Here is a 21,474-nt window from a genome sequence, read left to right on the forward strand (position 1 = left end):
CGCTGTCGTATGCTCCACCGAGTCGACCGCAGCAGGAAGGCACTCAATGATGAGTCAGCTATCGGCCTTCGCCGCAGTCGCCGCCACCGTGATGCTGACGGCGGCGTGCGACAGCAACGGGGGTGGCACCGGCACCTCTTTCCCATCGTCGACCGCGACGACTTCGTCGAAACAGGCACTTGCGCCAATGGCACTCGTGGATCTCTTGCTCACTCCGGCCGAAGTCGACAACGTTCTGGGGGTTAACGGCTCAAGGACCGACAAGGTGTCCGACTCGCTGCAAGAAGACCCAACCGCCGGAATGGGCCCCAAGGGATTCAGGTTCCCGGAGGAATGCTTGTACATCACCGGACCTGCCCTCGCACCGGTATTCGCCAACAGCGGGAGCACGTCGGTACACGGCGAGCGAATTACCGAGCCCTCCCCCGGCGGGTCGACTGAGTCCAGTCCCGACGCAAACCAGTATGTGGTGCTGTATCCGTCCGCCCAACAGGCGAACGCCTTCTTCAACAACTCTGCCCAGCGCTGGCCCGCGTGTGCCAACCGCCAAGGCACTGTTCCCGACGGCGCGATCTCCCCGGGCTTCCAGTGGACGGTCGGACCGGTTTCCACTGAAAACGGAGTTCTGAGCACGACCGTGTCGGTAAACCTCACCAAGGATGGCGAGCACATCGTCAAGGCCTGCCAGCGGGCGCTGACGGTACGCAACAACGTCGCGATCGACGTCGACGGGTGCCGCCAAAACCCGGGCAACGTGGGCGTCGACATCGCCAATATGATCGCCGGCAAAGTCGACAAACAGTAGACGTTGCACCGTCCGCACGAATTCAGCGTTTCCCTCTGCCATCTCGCTTGGCGTGTTGGATGCGTCCCGCTGCCCGCAAACACCCCAGGACCCGCGAAGCTGTCGTATGCTCCATCCGCAAACACCCTCTGACCGGCCGACGCGCACCATGCTCGCAACGCTGTCGAGTCGACTCGAGCAGGAAGGCACCAACGATGCGCCCATTTGCCGTCGCCGCCGCCGTCGTCACTACCGGGATATTGGTCGCTGCCTGCGGCGGTAGCAACGGCGGTGGCACAGCTTCGTCGACCACCACCACTTCGTCGAAGCCTCCCCTGGCGCAGGCCGCACTGCCGAGCCTGTTGCTCACTCCCGCCGAGGTAGACAGTGTTCTGGGCGTCACGGGGTCGAAGAACGACAAATCGTTCGACACGCTCCAAGAGGACAAGAGCACTGAGGTGTTCCCCAAGGGATACAAATTCCCCGCCGAGTGCCTCTACATCACCGGCGTGGGCTTGACGCCCATTTACACGGGCAGCGGCAACACCGCGGTGCACGGCGAACGTGACATTGCGCCGATTCCCGAGGGTTCGACCGATCCGAACCCGGACATCAGCCAATTCGTGGCGTTGTTTCCGTCCGCCGACCAGGCGAACGCCTTCTTCAACACGTCGGCCCAGCGTTGGCCCGCCTGCGCCAACCACCAGGAAACCGTTCCCAGCGGCGGCGACCCGGACGCACCGGATATTCAGTGGAAGGTGGGACCCGTTTCCAACAGCAACGGAATATTGAGCACGACCGTGAGCGTGACCCTGAGCAAGGGCACCGAGTCGATGGGCCAAACCTGTCAGCGAGCGCTGACGGTCCGCAACAACGTCGTGATCGACACTGAGGCATGCCGTAAGGATCCGGGGGACGCGGGCGTCAGCGCCGCCAAACAGATCGCGGCCAAAGTCGACAAGCAGTAATCATCGCGCGTCAGTTCCCCTGGCGTTCAGGCGATTCGAGCAAGCCCGACAAAACGACAGTGACTTTGGTAAGAATGGGATGCTATGCCGCGCTCATTCGACATCTTGACCGAATCGCCCGCCAGTGTTGACCAAATCCACGCGGCGTTCAGTAGTGAGGCCTATTGGCTGGCCCGGATCGCCCTGGGGGACGCCGCGACCACCACACTGGACTCGCTGGATGTCGACCCCGCCGGCAGGGTGACAGTGCGGGTTACTCAGCACGTGGGACGCCAGCTGCTGCCCGGACCGGTCGCCAAATTCGCACCTGGCGAGCTGAAACTCGTCCATGAGGAGACGTGGAAACCCAACGGCGACGGCCAGGTTCTCGGGCAGGTCAACGTCTCGACTTCGCCAGGGGTAGGCGGGGCCCGCGCACAAGCATGGCTGGAGCCCAGCGGTGCCGGCACACAGTTGCGGTTCGCGGTCAACGTGCACGTGAAAATCCCATTGGTGGGCGGCAAACTGGAGAAAACTCTCGGCGCGGGTTTGTCTGACAGCATCCCCGCGGTGCAGCGCTTCACCACCACCTGGATCGCCGACCACTCCTAGGCCTACTGCCCGGCGCTCGCCCCTTGCCATGCGAGTGCGTCGAGGTGTTAGCTCTGTACTCGTTAGCAACCAACGCTGCCTGGCTAATGGGAGGCTTTGCCCAATGCTTCGTCAGATGTTCGCCGTGGGAGCTATTGCGGCAGGGATAGCGGGGATGCCCCCAGCCCACGCTGCGCCGTCCACCACCACGTCTCCTGCACCGACGACGGGTTCGAGCGTCTACTACCCGAACTGCAAGGCCGCCTGCGATGCCGGTGCGGCTCCGATTTATCGGGGACAGCCGGGCTATCGGGCTCCTCTTGACCGTGACAACGACGGCATTGCCTGCGAAATCTGCCACTGAGAGGTACCCATGTTCCGATTGAAGGCCACCATCGGCGTGTGCTGCGTCGCCGTGACGGCGTGCGGTTCGCACCAGGCGTCCGGCCCGAGCACGTCCGGCTCGAGTTCGGCGAAACCATTGGCCAGCAGCAGCATTGCCGCTTCTCCCCCTGCCACTACGACCGTCGCTCCCCCGGCTACGAGCAGCGCACCGCCCGATTGTGTCGGATTGTCGATCTGCACTCCACCGCCGCCGGACGCCGAGGGGAATCCTGCGTGTTATTACTCCGATGGCTGGCAATCGAATTCAGCCGGGGCGGGCATCGAAGTCTGGTACTTCCACGAGCCGCAGAACATGTCGAAGCCGGACAAGGTCACGGCAATAGTGCGCAAGAAGGACGGCACCAACGAGTCTCAAGATGCCGCAATCGCGGCCGGCCAACAGACACATCGCTTCGAATTCCCGGCCATCGATAAGTCCGCCGTTCAGGAAGTACTGCTCGCGTCGAGCAGTGGCCGTTGTTTCGTGGTCGGCAGTTAGACACGTACCTGGTTCTCCCCCTGGTGTTTTCGCGTCGTTGAGAGGAACTGGCTTCCTTCTCGGAGGGTAAACCTTTCAACCGCAGGGTGTTTGGCCGCTGGTCAACTAGGTAGGCTGCGTCGTTAGTGCAGGCGACGGATAGAGGAACAACAGATGACCCGCATACGCACCATGACACAGGCAGACACCAATGCGGCCGCGCGGATCTGCTACAAGGCGTTCAACGCGATCGCGGCCAGGCACAACTTTCCGTCGGACTTTCCCTCGGTCCAACATGCTCACGATCTCGTCGGTGCGTTGCAGCCTCACCCCGGATACTTCAGTGTCGTAGCCGAATCCGATGGTCAGATCATTGGCAGCAATTTTCTCGACGAGCGCTCCGCGATTTTCGGAGTCGGTCCCCTCAGCGTGGCTACCGATGCCCAGGACAGCCGCGTCGGTCGCACCCTGATGCAGGCCGTGCTGGACCGAAGCGCCCAGCAGCAGGCATCGGGAGTGCGGCTGGTACAGGTTGCGTATCACAACCGTTCGATGAGCCTTTACACCAAGCTGGGCTTTCAAACCCGTGAGCCCCTCGCCGCAATTCAGGGCAAGCCACTATTGATGCAGATCAACGGATTTGACGTGCGCAGGGCTCACGAAGGGGATCTGGCGGACTGCGACAAGCTTTGCTTACAGGTGCACGGCCATGATCGAAGCGGCGAACTGCGCGATGCGATCGCACAGGGATCGGCCAAGGTCGTCGAGCGCGACGGCCAAATAACCGGCTACACGACCGATGTCGGGTTCACCGGCCACTCCGTCGCCGTGAGCAACGAGGATATCGAGGCGTTGATCGCCGACGCAGAGAAGTTCTCCTGGAACGGATTTCTTGTTCCGTTGCGCAACGCCGACTTGTTGCGATGGTGTTTCGACCACGACCTGCGCGTCGTCTACCTGCTGAACATGATGGCGCTTGGTTACTACCAAGAGCCGCGCGGTTCCTTCCTGGCGTCGATCGGTTATTGACGAGCGCTGCAAACCCGTCCTGCCGCGAGCGCGGACCAGGGATACTGGCACACCATGGACAACACGCAATGGTGGATACCCTGGCTGCCCCTGCTGGGGTCGATACTCGTCACCGCGACCGCATTTCTCGGCGTCATGATCAACAACAAGAACAGCCGCGCCGCCATCCGATCGGCGCGCATGCTCGATCATCACAAGTGGTTACGAGAAACGCTATTGCAGCTCGGATCGCATGCCGCCGGGCACGCATTCGAGATCGACCGCCTGTACAACGTGCGCTCATTCGCCACCAACGACGACGTGTTCACCCAGAATATGCTCACTCTTGCGGGTGAAATCCGGCGACTGTCAGCCACAGCAGACAGCCTGAGCCTCATCGGATTTCCTGAACTGGCGGACACCTGCGCGCAGATCCGTCACGCGGCCGATCAAGTGGTCGAACCCGCCAATGCCCACCGCGAAACCATCCGATCCGATGCTCCCACCGAACACATTCAGCGGACTCGCGCCGCCGTCGACACCCGACTCGCCGAGCTGAGCGAGGCGCGGAAACGCTTTGTCGCCCACGCCCAGTCGACACTGAAAATGCACGCGCTGCTTCAGGTCGACGGCATCTGACGATCACCCCGAACGGCTGACCGTCATGCCGGTGGCCACCGACTCGAAGACCTGCGTAACGAGGTCGTTTACTCCCGGCTGGCGCGCCGAGTACCGCGACGACTCCCCTACTGCGGCAGCACCTCGCCGTGCGTCTCGGGCGCCAGCGGAATGATCAGGAGCCCAACCACGAATACGATCGCCGTCAACGCAACCGGCAAGCCCAGGGTGTGCGTGTGCAGTACCGCGGCGCCGAGCACGAAGTTCACGCCGGCCCCGACGAAACGGCCGAATGACGTGCAGAATGCGAATGCCGTTGCGCGCACCCGTGTCTCGAACTGCTCGGGCAGCCAGAGACTGAACAGCGCGAAGTTACCGCCGAAGAAGCCCAGCACGAACAGCCACCCGATAAACGGCCCGAGGCCGTTGGGCAGATAAAACGCCCAGCCGAAGCTGCCGGTGATCGCGACCGCCATTCCGGCAAAATAGAACGCGGCCGTCTTCCTGCGTCCGACGCGCTCCGCGATCAGGGGCAAGACAAGACAGCCCAGGATGGTTCCGATCGACAACAGGCCCGTCGCCCACGACGCGGTCTTGGTCGCGTCGCTCTTGCCCAGACCGGCATGCTGCGCGAGCTGAATCACGGCCGTCGGTTCGTACACCGTGCCCGCCCATAAGCCCACGATCGCAATCGTTAGCAGCGCGCACGCCACCCAGGTGCGGCGCCGGTAACGGGCGCCGAGAATTTCGCGCAACGGGTTGACGCGCACCGGGCTGCCGGCGTCGGCCCGCTGCCACTTCTCGGTCTCCTTGACTCGCGTCAGGATCAGGATGGCGATCACGACCGGCAATGCACCGGTCAGAAACATTGCGCGCCAACCAAACTGGACGCCGACGGTGTAGTTGAGCGCTGCGGCCAGGAAGAAGCCGGCGTAGTAACCGGTCTGCAAATAGCCAGCGCCCATTTTGCGTCGATCCTCGGGCCACGCCTCGGCCACATAAGTCCCGGCAAGCGCCCATTCGCCGCCGATCCCGACCCCCGCGATGAATCGGAAGGTGGCAAGCTCCCAGACGTTTTGCGCCATGGCGGAAAGCCCGGTGAAGATTGCGAAGGTGAAGATCGTCGCCGCGAGCACCTTGGCTCGCCCGAAGCGGTCGGCGATCGGCCCCCAGACGAAGGACAGACCCCAGCCGACCAGGAACAGGGCGAACAAAATCGAGCCCACCAGCCCGACATTGGCCGGAGTCGCGGCAATGCCCGAGCGCGGCAACAACTCAGTCAACGCGGGCGTCAACACCAGCGCGTAGATGAACGAATCCATCCCGTCGAGCGTCCAACCGGTCCATGCCCCCCAAAAGCCCACGATCTGTGAGCGGTTGAGCGGGGTGCGACGGCGCGCGCGCACTACCTGTTCTGTCGTTGAACTCATGTCGCCCTCTCGCTGAAAACCATCGGCCGAACGGCCATCGCGTGAGTACGCAAAAGTGGCGTTGCTGAATTCGCTTTGGCATTGCGCGATTTCGTGCGCGGTTGCGATGGCAATCGTGTCACGACAGCCTATTTCGCAGCGACGTGCCAGCGAAGACGCACGGCAAGCTCGACCCCAGAAGGCAATGGGTGTTGTCGTTCGCCAATCGAGTTTCGATCGAGGCATCCACGACCAAATCGCGTGGTGGCGCTACATTGAGTAATCGCCTACCAGGTTCAACGCGGAACGGGGCCATCATGGGATTCATCACGCCGGACCTTCCCGACGTCGACCACGACACCTGGCCCACGCTGCCTCGGTCCGCGCGGATGCAAGTGGTGACCCGGCACTGGGTGGAACACGGCTTCGGCACGCCGTCGGCGATCTATCTGCTGTATGTGCTGAAAATGGCCGCCTATGCCGGCGGAGCCGCGGCGGTCATCGCGTTGACCCCGGGGCTGGGCGGCCTCGATCGCATCGAGCAGTGGTGGACCCAACCGATCGTGTACCAGAAGGTCGTGGTGTTCACGCTGCTGTTCGAGGTCCTCGGTCTGGGCTGTGGATCCGGGCCGCTGACAGCACGGTTCTGGCCTCCGATCGGAGGTTTCCTGTTCTGGCTGCGGCCCAAGACGATTCGCCTGCCACCCTGGCCACGCGTGATTCCCTTCACCCGCGGGGATACTCGCTCGATCGTCGACGTGGCCCTCTACGCGATCGTGCTGGGCTCCGGCATCTGGGCACTGCTCTCGCCGGGCCGTGGCGGCCCGGTCACCGCGGCCGGCGACGTCGGCCTGCTCGACCCGATGTTGGTCGTGCCGGCGATCGTCGCCCTGGCCTTACTGGGTCTGCGTGACAAAACGGTGTTCTTGGCGGCGCGCGGCGAGCACTACTGGCTGACCCTGTTCGTGTTCTTTTTCCCCTTCACCGATCAGATCGCGGGATTCAAGATCGTCATGCTCGCGCTGTGGTGGGGAGCGGCGACCTCCAAGCTCAACCATCACTTCCCTTATGTCGTAGCGGTGATGACCAGCAACCACCCGCTATTGCGCAGCAAAATGTTCAACTGGGTCAAACACCGGCTCTACCTGGACCCGGTCAACGACATACGTCCCTCCTGGGTGCCGAAAATCATGGCGCATGTCGGCGGCACCACGGCCGAATTTCTGGTGCCCCTGGTGCTGGTCTTCTTCGCCGACGGCCACCGCTGGGCCTGGTTCCTGATCGCCTTCATGGTGATCTTTCACCTCAACATCATTTCCAACCTCCCGATGGGAGTTCCGTTGGAGTGGAATGTATTCCTGATCTTCTCGCTGTTCTATTTGTTCGGGCACTACAACGCAATTCACGCCACCGACCTTCAGTCACCGCTGTTGCTGGCCATCCTCGTCGTCGCCCTGGCCGTCGTTCCAATTCTGGGAAACATTTTCCCTCAGCAATTTTCGTTCCTACCCGCGATGCGCTACTACGCCGGCAACTGGGCGACCAGCGTCTGGTGCTTCCGCGCCGGGGCCGAAGAGAAGATCGAAGCCAACGTCGTGAAAAGCTCTGCGCTCACGGCCAAGCAACTGGCCAGGCTGTACGACGAGGCGACCGCCGAGATCACCATCGACAAGGCCGGCGCGTTCCGGTCGATGCACACTCATGGTCGCGCACTCAACGGGTTGCTGCCCCGCGCCGTCGACAACGAAGCCGACTACCGGATGCGCGAGGGTGAAGTCGTCGCCGGTCCGCTGGTCGGCTGGAACTTCGGCGAAGGCCACCTGCACAACGAGCAATTGTTAGAGGCCCTGCAGCGGCGCTGTCAGTTCGAGGAGGGCGATGTGCGGGTGGTCATTCTGGAGGGCCAGCCCATTCAGACGCAACGACAGTGCTACCGGATCGCGGACGCCAAACTCGGGGTGATCGAGGAAGGCTACGTCACCGTCGCGGACATGCTGGCGCGTCAGCCGTGGCCCGAGCCGGGTGACGAGTTCCCCGTGCACCTGACGCGCGCGGATAAGCGGTTATCCGCCGCCGACTAGCTACACCTGGGCGCCGGCGTACGCCGTTTGCCTGGACGACGGCTCGCCGGGGCGGTGAAACCCCCGGTGTCGTCGAACAACGCCCACGACCCGTGGTCGTCGACTTCCATTCGCCAACCCAGCTCGCAACGGCCCGCGATGGTGTCCATAAACCATGCGTGCGCATCCTCTGCGCTGTCGAAATTCTTTGCCGCGACTATCTCGCCGTGTGGGTCGATAGCTCGAAACGTGGGCATGCGATGTGTTTATCCCCTCCGGACGAGTTTCAATCGCACGCAATTTCGACCGACGGAGATCGTGTTGCCTGCTTACAGGGTGCGAGTCAACTGATTCGCCAGTAATTGGGCGAATCTGGCCGGATCTTCGAGGGCACCGCCCTCGGCCAATAGCGCCGTTCCGTACAACAATTCCGCGGTCTCGGCGACCGTCGGATCGTCGGCGCGCTCCTGGTGAGCCTTGCGCAATCCGGTGATCAGCGGATGGTCCGGATTGAGCTCCAGGATCCGCTTCCCGATCGGGATGTTCTGCCCGGATGCCTGATAGATGCGCGCGAGCGCGGGACTTATCCCGAAAGCGTCGGTGATCAGGCACGCCGGCGATTCGGTCAGGCGGGTGGACAGCCTGACCTCCTTGACGTGCTCGGTCAAAGTCTCTTTCAACCAGGTCAGCAGGTCGGCGAATTCCTTCTCCCGCTCCTCACGTTCGGCGTCGCTCGACTCCTCGTCGGAATCCAGGTCCACCTCGCCCTTGGCCACCGACTGCAGCGGTTTGCCGTCGAATTCGGTCACGGTGCCCACCCAGACCTCGTCGACGGGGTCGGTGAGGATTAGGACTTCGTAGCCCTTGGCCTTGAATGCTTCCAGATGCGGCGACTTCAGGATTTGCTGCCGCGTCTCGCCGGTGGCGTAGAAGATCTGCTCTTGCCCGTCCTTCATGCGCTCGACGTACTCGGCCAGCGTGGTGGCGTCCTCCTCGCTGTGCGTCGACGCGAAGGAGGCGATTTGCAGCAAGGTGTCCTGGTTGTCGGCGTCGGACAGCAGGCCCTCTTTGAGAACCCGGCCGAACTGGGTCCAGAAGGTCCGATAGTCCTCTGGCCGCTCGGACTGCAAGTCCTTGATCGTGGACAGGACCTTCTTGGTCAGCCGGCGACGGATCGCGTTGATCTGCCGATCCTGTTGCAGGATTTCGCGAGAAACGTTGAGCGACAAGTCTTGTGCGTCGACCACGCCCTTGATGAACCGCAGGTATTCCGGCATCAGCTGGTCGCAGTCGCCCATGATGAACACCCGCTTGACATACAGCTGGACGCCGATTTGGGCGTCCCGGTTGAAAAGGTCGAACGGCGCGTGCGAGGGAATGAAGAGCAAGGCCTGGTACTCGAAAGTGCCCTCGGCCTTCATCACGATGACCTCGAGCGGGTCGTCCCAGGCGTGCGCTATGTGCTTGTAGAACTCCTTGTATTCCTCGTCGGACACCTCGTCCTTCGGCCTGGCCCACAGTGCCTTCATCGAGTTCAAGGTCTCGGTCTCGATGGTGACGACCTCGTCGCCGCCCTCTTCCCCTTCTTCTTGAGAGGGGGGAGTACGTCGCTCGACCTCCATTCGGATGGGCCACGCGATGAAGTCGGAGTACTGCTTGACGAGACTCCGCAGCTTCCACTCCGAGGTGTAGTCGTGCAGCTCGTCTTCGGTGTCTTCCGGTTTGAGGTGCAGGGTGACGGCCGTGCCCTGGGGGGCGTCTGCCACGGATTCGATCGTGTAGGTGCCCTCGCCGGTCGACTCCCACCTGGTGGCGTCGCTCTCGCCCGCCTTACGCGTCAGCAACTCGACCTTGTCGGCCACCATGAACGACGAATAGAAGCCGATACCGAACTGACCGATCAGCTCTTCCGATGCGGCCTCGTTCTTGGCTTCTCGCAGCTGCTGGCGCAGCTCGGCGGTGCCCGATTTGGCCAGCGTGCCGATCAGGCCGATGACCTCGTCGCGCGTCATGCCGATGCCGTTGTCACGGATGGTCAGGGTGCGCGCGGCCTTGTCCACGTCGATCTCGATGTGCAGGTCGGACGTGTCGACGTCGAGGTCTTTGTTCCGGTACGCCTCCAGCCGAAGCTTGTCCAGCGCGTCCGAGGCGTTCGAGATCAACTCGCGCAGAAACGAGTCCTTGTTGGAGTAGACCGAGTGGACCATCAGATCGAGTAGCTGGCGCGCCTCGGCCTGGAATTCCAATTGCTCAACACCGGCATTCATGGGATTCAAATTTACCGAGGTGGGAATCGTTACCGTGCAGGGGTCCGGCCTGCCTACCCTGAAGAGGCCAGCCCAACCGGTGAAGGGAATCCAGGTGTCTGTTGCACAACGCGAACGTGCCGCCCTCGTCGAGACGATGCGCAGCGTCGGACCGGATGCACCCACTCTGTGCGAAGGCTGGACGACGCGAGATCTGGCCGCCCACCTGGTGATTCGCGAATACCGTCCGGACGCCGCACCCGGCATCCTGATCCCGTTCTTCGCCGGCCACACCGAGAAGGTGCAAAATGACGTGGCCGGGCGGACCGAGTGGGACACGCTGCTGGACAAGGTCGCGTCCGGTCCGCCGGCCTACTCGCCGCTGAAGTTGCTCGACCCGGTGGCCAACGTTGGAGAGATGTTCATCCACCACGAGGACGTGCGCCGCGCGCAGCCGAACTGGGCACCGCGTGTCCTGGAGCCCGCCCTGGTCAAACGCCTGCGCCGCACGCTGCCGTTGATGGCCCGGATGACGCTGGCGAAAGTTCCGGCCCGGGTCGCGTTGCGCACCCCGGAGGGCAAGACGGTGCTGATAGCCGGCAGTGGCCCGGCCGTCACGGTGACCGGTGCGCCCGAGGAGCTGCTGCTGTTCTCGGTCGGGCGCGAGGCCCGCGTCGAATTCGACGGCGATGCGTCCGTTGCGCAGACCGTCCGCGATGCGCCTAAGGGTTTGTAGGCTCGCGCCGTGTTCCAGCGTGCCGCCCCAAGGCCTCGGCCCACGATTACGGACGGCCGAAGGCCTCGCGCAAGTCCTTCTTGATGACTTTGCCGAATTGGTTGCGCGGCAAGGTGTCAACGATGACGAGGCGTTCGGGATGCTTGTAGCGGCCTAGCCCTAGCGAACGGCAGTGCTGCACCAGGGATTCCAACGACACACCATCGGCGGACGTGGGCACCACGACGGCGCACACCCGCTCCCCCGCGCTGTAATCGGGGACTCCGATGACGGCGACATCGGCGACGGCGGGATGGGTGGCTAGCACGTTTTCAATCTCGAGGGCCGAGATGTTCTCCGCATTGCGGATGATCGCGTCCTTGATTCGGCCGGTAACACGGACATTGCCGTCAGCGTCGATCAACCCGAGATCGCCGGTGCGCAACCAGCCGTCGCGGTCGAATGCGTCGGCGTCCAGTGCGGCGTCTGCGTAACCGAGGAAGCATTGCGGCCCCTTGAGTCGCAGCTCCCCTTCCTGTCCCGCGGGCAGTTCGTTCTCGCCGTTGTCGACGACGCGCACGCTAACCCCCGGTACCGGTGCGCCGACGGTGTAATCGAGGACCTCGGGCGCGGCGCCGAGCGGTGGTGAGGTCGCCACCGGAAACTCGGTCATTCCCCAGGCGTTGGCGATTCCGGCCACGCCGAAGGTCTCGCGGACCTGTCGCCCCAGTTCGGCGGTGATCGGTGCACCCCCAGCGATGCAACCCCGCAATGCACCGAAGAGTGGCTTATCGCCATGGGCCCGCTGCGCTTCCAGGAAAGCCACGAAAAACGGCGTGGCGGTGCCCAGGAACGTCGGGCTGTGTGCCGCGATAGCAAGCGGTGTCGCGGCCGGATCGAATACCTCGAAGAGCGCCAGCCGCATACCGGTCATCAGCGCGGCGGCCATCATCGCGGCCCCGCCGATGTGGGCGATCGGGAAGGCGATCGGATCCACGTCGCCGGCGGTGATACCCATCGCGCTCACCATTCCGCGCGAACCGGCGATCACGGTGCTGTCAGTATGACGAATTCCCTTGGGCGCCGCCGTAGTTCCCGATGAGTAGTAGATCCACTGGTTGTCGCCACCGGGCGCCGTCGTGAGCGCATGGGCGTCGGCACAGGGCAACCGCAGCTCACCGGCCCGCGGAGGCGTTGCCAGGTCTACCGCGACGACCTCGAAGCCCTGAGCCGAGGCCAGTGAACGCGCCAGCGCGCCGTGATCGTATCCCCGCCAAACTTCAGGTACCACAAGGAATTCCGTCGACAGCTGCCCAGTGATGAAGCCGACTTCACGCTCGCGCAGGATCGGGATGATCGGGTTCTGCACCGCGCCGAGTCGGGCCAGCCCGGCCATGACGACCACGGTCTCGAGTGTGGTCGGCAGCTGCCAGGACACCACGGTTCCCGCGCCAATTCCCCGTTCGGCGAACGCCGCCGCCGTCACACAAGCGGCGTCGTGCAGCTGACGAGCGGTCAGGCTGCGGCCATAGTCGTCGGCGAATAGTGCCCGATCCGGCTGACGCAGTGCGGCTTCGGCAATCAACGTCCAGTAGGTGACGTCCGTTCCGGTCGTCATCAGACCGACGGCAAGTCCGAAGGTGGTCGAAATCCGGAGTGCGCTATGGACACCGACACCGCGCTGCCGATCGGACCGAGGTGGTCCAGGACAACGGCTGAACCGTTGGCCACGCCGTCGTCGCTGTAGTGGGTCAGCGCGGCCAGCCCGATATGAGGTCCTTCGGGCAGTCGGCTCAGCGTCAGCGTGTAGTCCACGTTGATGAACTCCAGCGCCTTGGTGCCCCAGTTGGCGATCGCGGCGGTGACGTCGGCACACAGCGCGGCGCGAGCGAACGGTGTGAGCGGCTCGTCGTCGATCAACGGACGCGTTTCATGTAGCCAGGTGTACTTCGGTCCGGTCATGTCCCACTCGGGATCGGGATTCTGCAGGTCTCCGCCCCAGCCATAGGTCCGTAGGAACAGCGTCGGCTGGTCGCCGTCAAGCTCGACGGGCAGCCGCGGCATCTGCGGGGTTTGTGACCACACCTTGCCGTCGGGCTGCGAACCCCGCCGCAGGAACAGCGCGCTCGCTCGCGCGACGGGTTCACCACGCTGGATGAGAAGCGCCTCAACCAGGCGCAATCGCCGGCGTTCGTGCTGGACCTTGGTGTGCACCTCGAACGGCTCCAGCGCAGCGGGGGCGGGCAAGTCGACCGTCAGGCGCGCAGGCTGCAAGTCCGCGTCGTCGACCGTACCGTCGAGGACCGCGGCCAGGATGCCACCGACCACATGGCCGCTCATTGTCGGGCCCCACCCACCGCGTGCTACCGCCGTTGGCACGTAACGACTTTCGTCGCGCATGAAGTACGGCCCGGGCGTCATCGCATCGACGTCATCCGCCAGAATGTTCGGTTCGGTCACCACGCGAATCTCCGCGCGAACAGGGCTTTCATCCAGATTCCTCCTCTGAGGTGAGCAACAGTAGATGTTACAGTTCGTTTTCCCGGGCATCGGATGCGCGGTCGCTGTTCGCATCAAAAATCAACGCGCACAGCAGTATTGACAATCACGCAAAACCGCTTGGTCCGCTGGTCAACCTGACTGGCGCCTAAGGCCGAGGGTCAGCCAAAGGCTTCGCAGGGCCCAGTCACAGCCGACGCATAGCTAACCTATCTAGCGTCGAGTGGGTTGGGGGTCAGCATTCGAATATCCACCAAATAATTTGAGTGGGGGGAATAAGTATGAAAATCAAGCAACTGATTGCGGCGGGCACGCTGGCCGGCGCCTTCAGCGCGGCAGCGCTCGGCGTGGGCGCCGGTTTGGCAAATGCCGCTCCTGGTTCACCACCTTCGGCCCCGGGGGGCCATGGCGCTCCCGGACCCGGGGGCGGCCACGCTCCGAACGGGCCAAACGATCCCGGTGGTCCCGGCGGCCCCGGTGGTCCTGGCCCGGGTGGACCCGGCGGCCCGGGTGGTCCGGGCGGCCCCGGTGGTCCTGGTCCGGGCGGACCCGGCGGCCCGGGCGAGCACGGCCCGGGCGGACCCGGCGGTCCTAACGGTCCTGGTGGACCCGGCGGCCCGGGTGGGCCTGGTGGTCCTAACGGACCTGGTGGACCCGGCGGTCCGGGCGGACCTGGACACCCAGGCGGCCCTGGCTTCAACGGACCGGGCGGGCCTGGTGGCCCCGGCGGTCCGTGGCACGGCGATCCCCATCGGGGCTACTTCAACAACGCGCCGTGGGGCGACGGACCGGCCCCTTGGGGACCGGGTGAGCCGCCTCGGCCGGTCTGGGATCGTCCGCTTCCGCCCCCAGGGGGTCCGTGGAACTACGGCCCGATCAACTACTGGGGCTACCCGGAAACTCCCGTATGGGATCCCGGATTCAACGCATGGGGCTTCTGGTTCTTCGGAGTCTGGATCCCGCTGTAAATAGCTGACCAACGACCCACCACGACGCCCGTTTCGCCATTCGGCGAGGCGGGCGTCGTGGGATGGCCGACCGGGTGTGCAAGCGTCCCGCAGTGACAAGCCGACGTTTGCCGGGCTTGCGCAGCGCGGATGATCGGAACGACTTACACTTCTCGCGTGAAAACTGCGGACGATCGCCAACGTCGGCGCGCGCGTGAAATCACGGTGACCATACGAAGTTTCGTTGCCATCCTCATCATTGCGATGCTGGCGACAAGCTGGGCGCCGGCGCGGGCCGCCGGCAATCGCACTATCACGTTGACGCTGGTGCGACATGCCCAGTCGGCGGCCAACGCATCGGGATTGATCGACACGACGGTCCCGGGCCCTGAACTTTCGCCCCGCGGGTTCTGCCAGGCGAGCGTGGCGGCTGCGCAGCTGGCGCCCAACCATTACGACGGTGTCTATGCCTCGACGATGATCCGCACCCAGGAGACGGCCACACCGACGTCGCAATTGCTGGGCGAACAGATCACCGTGCTGCCCGGGCTGCGCGAGATCGAGGCCGGCAAGTTCGAGGGCACACCAGAGGCCGACATCCCGCAGACCTACTTCGCCGCTCCGGCGCGCTGGCTGCAGGGTGACCGCAGCGCGCGGATCCCCGGCTCGGTGGATGGCAACGAGTTCAACGCGCGGTTCACCGAAGCCGTTCAACGCATCTACGACAGCGGCGAGCAGAATCCGGTCGCGTTCTCGCACAGCGCGGCGATCATGTTCTGGGTGCTGATGAACGCACGCAATGCCGATCCGTCGTTGCTGAAAACCAAGTCACTGACCAATGTCGGTCACGTCATCCTTACCGGGAATCCGTCCGACGGCTGGACGATGACCGAGTGGGATGCCGATCCCCCGCCGTGCTGATCTCCTGACCGGCGTCAGGACTTGATACCGACGGTAATCACGTCCGAAACGAACCGGAGCCAGATTGGTCGCGGGATCCGGTGCTGATCGACGACGGTGAACCCGGCGCCCTCGAAGATCGACCGCACCTCGGCAGGTGACGCGTTGTGCTGCGGTTTCCATTTATTCGTCGACACATGAAGCAACGTTTGTCGCGTACTCAGCGCGGACACGGCCGCTAATCCGCCCGGCGCCAAAGCGCGATGGAATTCCCGGAGCGCTGCCGGCTGATCAAAGAAGTGAAACGCCGAGGTGGTGACGACGGCGTCGAGTGAGCCGTCGTCAAACGGCAGCTGCTCGGCCGGGGCGCGCAGCCATTGCACCCGATCGGATCGGGCGCGGGCCTGGGCAAGCATGCCGTCCGACATGTCTACCCCATAGATCGCGTCGGGCTGCAGTTCACGCTCGATGCGATCACTCAGAATTCCTGTCCCACAAGCGATGTCGGCGATCCTGCGCGATTGGTGGTCACGCAGTCGCGCGATCACCTCGTCATGGGGCGGGCGATACACCCACTGCTGCAAAGTTGGATGGTCGTAGGCGGGAGCCAGAAAACTCCACACCCCGGTGATGGCGCTGTTGAACCCCCGACGTCGCGGTGCGGTCATACAACATGTCTAGTGGTGGCCCGGCAACCCGGGTCCACCGGGGCCCCCGGGTCCGCCCGGTCCGCCGGGCCCACCAGGTCCGCCCGGGCCACCCGGTCCGCCTGGTCCGCCTGGTCCATTTGCGGCAGGAAGCACGAACACGCACTGGTTCAATTCGACGCTCCAGGCCCACCCCGGCGCGCAATACGGGTCGGCCCGGCTGATCGCGGGCGCGGCGATCCAGGCCATCGGCAGCCCTGCCAATACGACCGCGAATACACCTATCGCGCAAGGGCGTAGCAATCGTGGGCCGCTGATTGTCTTGGTCATGTCGGTTTCTCCTCCCCGCCAACATCTGGCCAGCAACCGGAAATATCATTGTGCGTCAAGCCGAAGACTTTGCGGTCCGGATTCGACGGCTGCGTCGTGGCCGGCATTGGCCCGAAGGCGATGGCGGAAGATCGCCGCTACGCTGCGGCGCATGGATGCGTCCACGATCGAACTCGGAGCCGTGTTCCGGTTCCCGCACGATGAGCGGCCTAACCGAGTCCTGCTACACGACGGCGAGGTCGTGATGTACGACGTCTGGTGGCCGCACCAGAATGGCTGGGGCCTGGCAAACCTCGCCACCGTCCAACGCAAGCGCATCGCCTACTACCTCACCACGGTCACCACACTGGTGGAGAAGGCGACGCAGCTACGGTCCGATCCCCTCACCGACGACGAGCGGGCAATTCACCGGCCCGACCTGCCGTTCGCCGCACTGCAGGACGCGGCGATCACGTGGTCATCAGATCCCGTCGGGCGGCCGGGCGTGCGTGGCGCAGAGCTGAACGTCGCCCGCGTGTATCTGTCACTCTTCGGACCGGCCGGAGGCACCAAACCAGGAAGGCGAGTCGACGCCGATGACGGCTCCGCCTTTTCAGCCGGGGAACTCTTCCGTAAGGCCCAGGCCGCTCAGGCCCCATACCTCGGAGACGAGTTGCCAGTCACCGGCGTAGGAATCTACCGATCGGGCTTGCAACGGGGTGTTCCCGAATTCTATCTGTGGGGATCCGTCAGCCGATTGCACGAAACGCTTGCAGCGCACGGGAATCACTAAGTTCGGACACAGGTGAGCGGTTTAGCGTGACGGTGTGACTGATCGTCAAGAACGCGCAATGTCTTTCGGATCGATCGCCGAAGACTATGACGGACTGCGGCCGCGGCCGCCACAGGATGCAGTCGACTGGCTGGTGCCGCCCGGGTGCCAGGTGGCCGTCGACGTCGGGGCGGGCACCGGGTTATTCAGCCGCACCCTGGTGGACAAGGCAGCAGAAGTCATCGCGGTGGAGCCGGATGCGCGAATGCGCAAGGTGTTGACCGAGCGGTCCCCGGGCGTCCGTGCGCTCGAGGGGCGCGGCGAGTCGATCCCGCTTCCGGACGCCGCCGCCGACGCGGTATTCGTGTCGTCGGCGTGGCACTGGATGGATCACGAACGAGCCCTGCCCGAGATCGCTCGGGTGCTGCGCGACGGCGGTCGCTTCGGCCTGATCTGGACCAGCCGCGACCGTGAGGTGGACTGGGTGCGCGACCTCGGCCGGCTGCCCGGCCAGGACCTCGAAGAGGTCCAGTCGGTCGACCGCTTCCGGCAGCGCCTGCACTTCGACCTTCCCGAACCGCAGACCTTCCACAACATCGAGCGCGAGATCTTCCGGTTCGTGCGGACGATGACCCTCGAGAACGCCGTCGCGATGCTGGCCACATACAGCCGGGCGATCATTGCCTCCCCGCAGGACCGCGCCCAAACGCTCGACGCAGCACGCACGGCGATGCAGGCACACTTTCCCGGTGTTGACGCGATCGATATCCCGATGCGCGCATGGTGCTGGCGCGGCGACCGTGTTTCACGCGGGGCCGAGCATTGACGTTGCGCCGCGATTCTCATGCGTCACAAGAAGACCGGGGCGTGGCCGCTCACCAACGCGACATCGCCTGCGCGGTCAGCACCTGCTCCAATTTGCTGGCGGAGCACGTTAGGCTGAGCCGGCACGACCGCCACCGATGGCCCCCTGAGGTCGGATCAGGTGCACTACAACTGAAGATCCGGGATCCGCAATGAAATTTGTGCTCGCAAGTTATGGAACTCGGGGGGATATCGAGCCGTCAGTCGCTGTCGGCCGCGAACTGCTGCGCCGAGGGCACGACGTGCAGATGGCCGTCTCGCCGGATCTCGTCGACTTCGCCGAAGCCGCCGGCCTCACCGCGGTCGGCTATGGCCTCGACACGCGGGAGTGGCTGGATACCTACCGCGACTTCTGGGCGTCTGCGTTCCATAACGCGTGGAGGATCCCCGCTCTGATCGGGATGTGGCGCGAACTTCGCGACTCCGTCATCCGCAGCTGGGTGCAGATGAGCGAAACACTGGCTCCGCTGGCCGACGGGGCCGACGTGATGTTCACCGGCGAGAGCTTCATGGAAACCGCGGCCAACGTCGCGGAGTACTACGACATACCGCTGGCTACCCTGCATTACGTCCCGATCCGGGCGAACGGCCAGCTTGTCCCGATGGTGCCCGCGCCATTGGTGCGCTCGGCCATGGGTGTGTCCAACTGGCTGACGTGGCGGATGACTAAACATCTCGAGAATGCGCAGCGCCGTGAATTGGGCCTGCCCAGGGCAACTCGTCCCGCCTCACGACGCATCACCGACCGTGGATCGTTGGAAATCCAGGCCTACGACGACGCTTGCTTTCCCGGCCTGGAAGCCGAATGGGCGAAATGGAAAGGACAGCGCCCGTTCGTCGGCGCGCTGACACTGGAATTGATGACGGATGCCGACGAGGAAGTCGCGTCGTGGATCGCCGCGGCAGCGCCACCGATCTGCTTCGGCTTTGGCAGCATGCGCGTCGAATCCCCTGCCGAAACGGTCGAAATGATCAGCGCGGCATGCGCGGAACTCGGTGAGCGGGCGTTGGTGTGCTCGGGGTGGAGCGACTTCGGCGGGGTGCCGCATTTCGACAACGTCAAGGTGGTCGGCGAAGTCAACTATGCGGCAATTTTTCCCTCTTGCCGGGCGGTCGTGCACCACGGCGGCACCGGCACCACGGCCGCGGGCCTGCGCGCCGGGGTTCCCACGTTGGTCCTGTCGATGGACCTCGTTCAGACGATCTGGGGAGCTCAAGTCACCCGGCTGAAGGTCGGTGCCGCCCGGCGATTTGCGAACACGACCCGCGCATCGTTGGTGGCCGACCTACGCAAGATCCTCAGCCCGGAGTGCGTGGCCCGAGCCCGCGAATTCGCGACTCGGATGAGCAAACCCGATGCGAGCGTTGCCGAAGCGGCCGATCTGCTCGAGGGACTTGCTGGCCCCGAGCGGCCTGCCTGGGGCCTTGGTCAGCCCAGTTCTGCGCTCAGGTAGCTGATGGTGCGCCGAAACTCGGCGAGCAGTTCGTGATCCGGCAGCTCGAATCCGTTTTCGGCGTAAAGGTCTTCGGTGAGGTGCTTGGTGACGGTCCAGCCGGTTCCCGCCAGGTGCTCGCCGGCTTGCCGCCGCTGCCCGGCCCACACCAGATCGGCGACGTCGAAATCGAGTCCGTGCTTTTTCCAGCCGCTGCGTAGCGCCCGCGCGCGCTCGTCGGTGAACACGCGCATGTCGGTGATGTTTTCGGTGGCCAGCATGCTGCGCGGCGCGCTGAGTGCGGTGATGTTGTCCAGCAGCCGGTCCTGGGCATCCGGTGGCAGATACGGCAGCAGGCCTTCGGCGATCCACGCCGTCGGCGCCGCGGTGTCAAAGAAGTTGTCGCGCAAGGCGGTAGGCCAATCATCGCGCAAGTCGACGCCGACTGCCCGTCGTTCCGCGGTGGGTTCGGCTCCGATCTGAGCCAGCGTGGTGCCCTTGAACAGGATCACCTCGGGCTGGTCCACCTCGAAGACCACCGTGCCCGCCGGCCACGGCAACCGGTAGGCCCGGGCGTCGAGCCCGGCCGCCAAGATGACCGCCTGACGGATCCCACTGTCGGCTGCTGCAAGAAGGAAGTTGTCGAAAAACCTTGTGCGTACCGCCATCTGCTCGCAGCGCTGCCGCGCGGTCAAGGGTATTTCGTTGTCGTCCAGCGGAATATCGCCGTCGAGCATGCGGGTGAAGAATGGGTGTCCCACCGCCCGGACCAACGGCTCAGCGAATCGATCGTCGAGCAGTGGATCCGGTTCGCGTGACGCCAGCGCGCGAGATGCGGCCACCATCGTTGCCGTCGCTCCCACACTGGAGGCGAGATCCCAGCTGTCCCCTTCGGTGCGCGCTACGCCATCCGATGACACCGTTACCCCCATCCTGAAAGCGGCCGCGAGAGCAGAAAAGCGATAGCAGTCACCATAACTTGCACCGGGTCGGCACCATCCGTTGGTAGCGGACCGACAAGAAACGACGAAGATCGCCACACACGTCGCACGCGACACTAAAGTGCTCAGCGTGAGCAGGAACGTGTTAGCCATCGGCCGAAGCCGCTGGATGGCGATCGCGGCCTCGCTCGTCGTGTCCGCCGGCATGATTTACGCCCAGGGACTGAAGTCCACGGTTAGCCCCGAGGCCCCGACCGCGCCCCCGACGGTTACCGCGGCACCGCCTCCGAAAGACCCGGCGACCGGACTGGGCCCGCACGTCGCGACGCCGGCGGAAGCGGAGTCGTTGGCGGCGCTGGCGGCGACCGCGCCCACCGGGGCGCAGGGCTTCCAGTTCCCGTTACCGCCCGGCATCGCCTCCGAGGACCGGTTGCAGGTCAAGACCATCTGGGCGGCTCGCGTCATCAGCGTGCTGTTCCCGCAGATCAAGACCATCTACGGGTACCGGCAAGATCCACTGCCGTGGCATCCCAACGGGTTGGCGATTGACGTGATGATCCCGGACCACGGCAGCCCGGACGGCATCGAACTCGGCAACCAGATCGCCGGGTATGCGCTGGCGAATGCCAAGCGCTGGGGCATCAACCACGTGATCTGGCGACAGAAGATCTACCCGGGCCCCAACTCGGGCGCGTGGACGGCCGACCTCGGAAACGAAACGGCCAACCACTACGACCACGTCCATATCGCCACCGGTGGCGGCGGATATCCCAAGGGCAACGAGGTCTACTACATCGCGTCCATGACGCCGGCACCGCCCGAGTAAGAAGTATTAGCTGGCCCTGAAGTCAAGGGCAGCCGTGACTCGTCGGCGCGGCACCTTTACTCGACCTTGACCGGGTATTGAATTGCTCCTCCGACG

The 21,474-nt window shown here is 64.3% G+C and carries 23 protein-coding genes; 15 read left to right on the top strand and 8 right to left on the bottom strand.

Annotated features, from left to right (window positions below; translation table 11 throughout):
• The first annotated feature begins 49 nt into the window (after positions 1-49).
• The 4 genes from MAAFP003_RS17615 to MAAFP003_RS29670 all read left to right on the top strand — a co-directional run bounded on the left by MAAFP003_RS17615 (position 50) and on the right by MAAFP003_RS29670 (position 2,686).
• On the top strand, positions 50-805 hold the full coding sequence (locus tag MAAFP003_RS17615) for a sensor domain-containing protein (protein WP_096291240.1): 756 nt from the start codon (positions 50-52) through the stop codon (positions 803-805).
• A 194-nt stretch (positions 806-999) separates the two neighbouring features.
• On the top strand, positions 1,000-1,752 hold the full coding sequence (locus tag MAAFP003_RS17620) for a sensor domain-containing protein (protein WP_096288930.1): 753 nt from the start codon (positions 1,000-1,002) through the stop codon (positions 1,750-1,752).
• An 84-nt stretch (positions 1,753-1,836) separates the two neighbouring features.
• Complete coding sequence (locus MAAFP003_RS17625; protein ID WP_096288932.1) at positions 1,837-2,343, top strand: DUF2505 domain-containing protein; 507 nt, start codon at positions 1,837-1,839, stop codon at positions 2,341-2,343.
• Between the two features lie 154 nt (positions 2,344-2,497).
• Positions 2,498-2,686, top strand: coding sequence for an excalibur calcium-binding domain-containing protein (locus MAAFP003_RS29670; RefSeq protein ID WP_341477098.1), 189 nt, complete (start codon positions 2,498-2,500; stop codon positions 2,684-2,686).
• Here MAAFP003_RS29670 and MAAFP003_RS29675 read toward each other — a convergent pair.
• Positions 2,629-2,820 (bottom strand): hypothetical protein, encoded by a 192-nt coding sequence (locus MAAFP003_RS29675; RefSeq protein WP_243394162.1) that lies wholly within the window; start codon positions 2,818-2,820, stop codon positions 2,629-2,631. The genes MAAFP003_RS29670 and MAAFP003_RS29675 overlap by 58 nt on opposite strands.
• A 73-nt stretch (positions 2,821-2,893) precedes the next feature.
• Here MAAFP003_RS29675 and MAAFP003_RS29680 point away from each other — a divergent pair, with 73 nt between their 5' ends.
• From MAAFP003_RS29680 to MAAFP003_RS17645, 3 genes are all read left to right on the top strand, one after another.
• Positions 2,894-3,205, top strand: a complete 312-nt coding sequence (locus MAAFP003_RS29680; RefSeq protein ID WP_243394106.1) for a hypothetical protein — start codon at positions 2,894-2,896, stop codon at positions 3,203-3,205.
• Positions 3,206-3,358: 153 nt separating this feature from the next.
• On the top strand, positions 3,359-4,213 hold the full coding sequence (locus MAAFP003_RS17640) for a GNAT family N-acetyltransferase (RefSeq protein WP_096288938.1): 855 nt from the start codon (positions 3,359-3,361) through the stop codon (positions 4,211-4,213).
• Positions 4,214-4,348: 135 nt separating this feature from the next.
• Entirely contained in the window at positions 4,349-4,831 is a 483-nt protein-coding gene (locus tag MAAFP003_RS17645; RefSeq protein ID WP_133160870.1) for a hypothetical protein, read from the top strand.
• 107 nt (positions 4,832-4,938) lie between these two features.
• Here MAAFP003_RS17645 and MAAFP003_RS17650 read toward each other — a convergent pair whose 3' ends face one another.
• Positions 4,939-6,240 (bottom strand): MFS transporter, encoded by a 1,302-nt coding sequence (locus MAAFP003_RS17650; RefSeq protein WP_096288942.1) that lies wholly within the window; start codon positions 6,238-6,240, stop codon positions 4,939-4,941.
• A gap of 296 nt (positions 6,241-6,536) precedes the next feature.
• On the opposite strand from MAAFP003_RS17650, the gene MAAFP003_RS17655 reads away from it, so the two are divergent.
• Positions 6,537-8,300 carry a DUF3556 domain-containing protein gene (locus MAAFP003_RS17655; RefSeq protein WP_096288944.1) on the top strand — a complete coding sequence of 588 codons (1,764 nt, stop codon included), beginning with the start codon at positions 6,537-6,539 and terminating at the stop codon, positions 8,298-8,300.
• Here the strand turns inward: MAAFP003_RS17655 and MAAFP003_RS29685 are convergent.
• Together MAAFP003_RS29685 and htpG are read right to left on the bottom strand one after the other, a co-directional pair.
• Positions 8,297-8,536 (bottom strand): hypothetical protein, encoded by a 240-nt coding sequence (locus MAAFP003_RS29685; RefSeq protein WP_096288946.1) that lies wholly within the window; start codon positions 8,534-8,536, stop codon positions 8,297-8,299. The genes MAAFP003_RS17655 and MAAFP003_RS29685 overlap by 4 nt on opposite strands.
• A gap of 72 nt (positions 8,537-8,608) precedes the next feature.
• Positions 8,609-10,546 (bottom strand): molecular chaperone HtpG, encoded by a 1,938-nt coding sequence (gene htpG, locus MAAFP003_RS17665; protein WP_096288948.1) that lies wholly within the window; start codon positions 10,544-10,546, stop codon positions 8,609-8,611.
• A gap of 94 nt (positions 10,547-10,640) precedes the next feature.
• Here htpG and MAAFP003_RS17670 point away from each other — a divergent pair, with 94 nt between their 5' ends.
• Positions 10,641-11,261: a TIGR03085 family metal-binding protein gene (locus MAAFP003_RS17670; RefSeq protein WP_096291241.1), complete on the top strand. Its 621-nt coding sequence runs from the start codon at positions 10,641-10,643 to the stop codon at positions 11,259-11,261.
• Positions 11,262-11,307: 46 nt separating this feature from the next.
• Here MAAFP003_RS17670 and MAAFP003_RS17675 read toward each other — a convergent pair whose 3' ends face one another.
• Positions 11,308-12,858 carry an AMP-binding protein gene (locus tag MAAFP003_RS17675; RefSeq protein WP_096288950.1) on the bottom strand — a complete coding sequence of 517 codons (1,551 nt, stop codon included), beginning with the start codon at positions 12,856-12,858 and terminating at the stop codon, positions 11,308-11,310.
• Positions 12,858-13,640, bottom strand: a complete 783-nt coding sequence (locus tag MAAFP003_RS17680) for an acyl-CoA thioesterase domain-containing protein (RefSeq protein WP_096291242.1) — start codon at positions 13,638-13,640, stop codon at positions 12,858-12,860. Before MAAFP003_RS17680 ends, MAAFP003_RS17675 begins: the two co-directional genes overlap by 1 nt.
• A gap of 380 nt (positions 13,641-14,020) precedes the next feature.
• Here MAAFP003_RS17680 and MAAFP003_RS17685 point away from each other — a divergent pair, with 380 nt between their 5' ends.
• The gene (locus tag MAAFP003_RS17685) at positions 14,021-14,707 is read left to right on the top strand and encodes a chitin-binding protein (protein WP_096288951.1); all 687 of its coding nucleotides are present in this window, start codon (positions 14,021-14,023) and stop codon (positions 14,705-14,707) included.
• Positions 14,708-14,950: 243 nt separating this feature from the next.
• Positions 14,951-15,607: a histidine phosphatase family protein gene (locus MAAFP003_RS17690; RefSeq protein WP_096291243.1), complete on the top strand. Its 657-nt coding sequence runs from the start codon at positions 14,951-14,953 to the stop codon at positions 15,605-15,607.
• Positions 15,608-15,621: 14 nt separating this feature from the next.
• Here the strand turns inward: MAAFP003_RS17690 and MAAFP003_RS17695 are convergent, their stop codons facing one another.
• Entirely contained in the window at positions 15,622-16,254 is a 633-nt protein-coding gene (locus tag MAAFP003_RS17695; protein WP_096288953.1) for a class I SAM-dependent methyltransferase, read from the bottom strand.
• A 460-nt stretch (positions 16,255-16,714) separates the two neighbouring features.
• Between MAAFP003_RS17695 and MAAFP003_RS17700 the strand changes: the two genes are divergently transcribed.
• The 3 genes from MAAFP003_RS17700 (at position 16,715) to MAAFP003_RS17710 (ending at position 19,632) form a co-directional block, all read left to right on the top strand.
• Positions 16,715-17,335 carry a hypothetical protein gene (locus MAAFP003_RS17700; protein WP_096288955.1) on the top strand — a complete coding sequence of 207 codons (621 nt, stop codon included), beginning with the start codon at positions 16,715-16,717 and terminating at the stop codon, positions 17,333-17,335.
• A 34-nt stretch (positions 17,336-17,369) separates the two neighbouring features.
• Positions 17,370-18,140 (top strand): class I SAM-dependent methyltransferase, encoded by a 771-nt coding sequence (locus MAAFP003_RS17705; protein WP_096288957.1) that lies wholly within the window; start codon positions 17,370-17,372, stop codon positions 18,138-18,140.
• A gap of 190 nt (positions 18,141-18,330) precedes the next feature.
• On the top strand, positions 18,331-19,632 hold the full coding sequence (locus tag MAAFP003_RS17710; protein WP_096288959.1) for a glycosyltransferase: 1,302 nt from the start codon (positions 18,331-18,333) through the stop codon (positions 19,630-19,632).
• Here the strand turns inward: MAAFP003_RS17710 and MAAFP003_RS17715 are convergent.
• Positions 19,608-20,531: a class I SAM-dependent methyltransferase gene (locus tag MAAFP003_RS17715; protein ID WP_096291244.1), complete on the bottom strand. Its 924-nt coding sequence runs from the start codon at positions 20,529-20,531 to the stop codon at positions 19,608-19,610. The genes MAAFP003_RS17710 and MAAFP003_RS17715 overlap by 25 nt on opposite strands.
• A 190-nt stretch (positions 20,532-20,721) precedes the next feature.
• Between MAAFP003_RS17715 and MAAFP003_RS17720 the strand changes: the two genes are divergently transcribed.
• Positions 20,722-21,378 carry a VldE C-terminal domain-containing protein gene (locus MAAFP003_RS17720; RefSeq protein WP_096288961.1) on the top strand — a complete coding sequence of 219 codons (657 nt, stop codon included), beginning with the start codon at positions 20,722-20,724 and terminating at the stop codon, positions 21,376-21,378.
• Positions 21,379-21,474: the final 96 nt, after the last annotated feature.

The sequence above is a fragment of the Mycobacterium ahvazicum genome, assembly GCF_900176255.2.
In the GTDB taxonomy this organism is placed as follows: domain Bacteria; phylum Actinomycetota; class Actinomycetes; order Mycobacteriales; family Mycobacteriaceae; genus Mycobacterium; species Mycobacterium ahvazicum.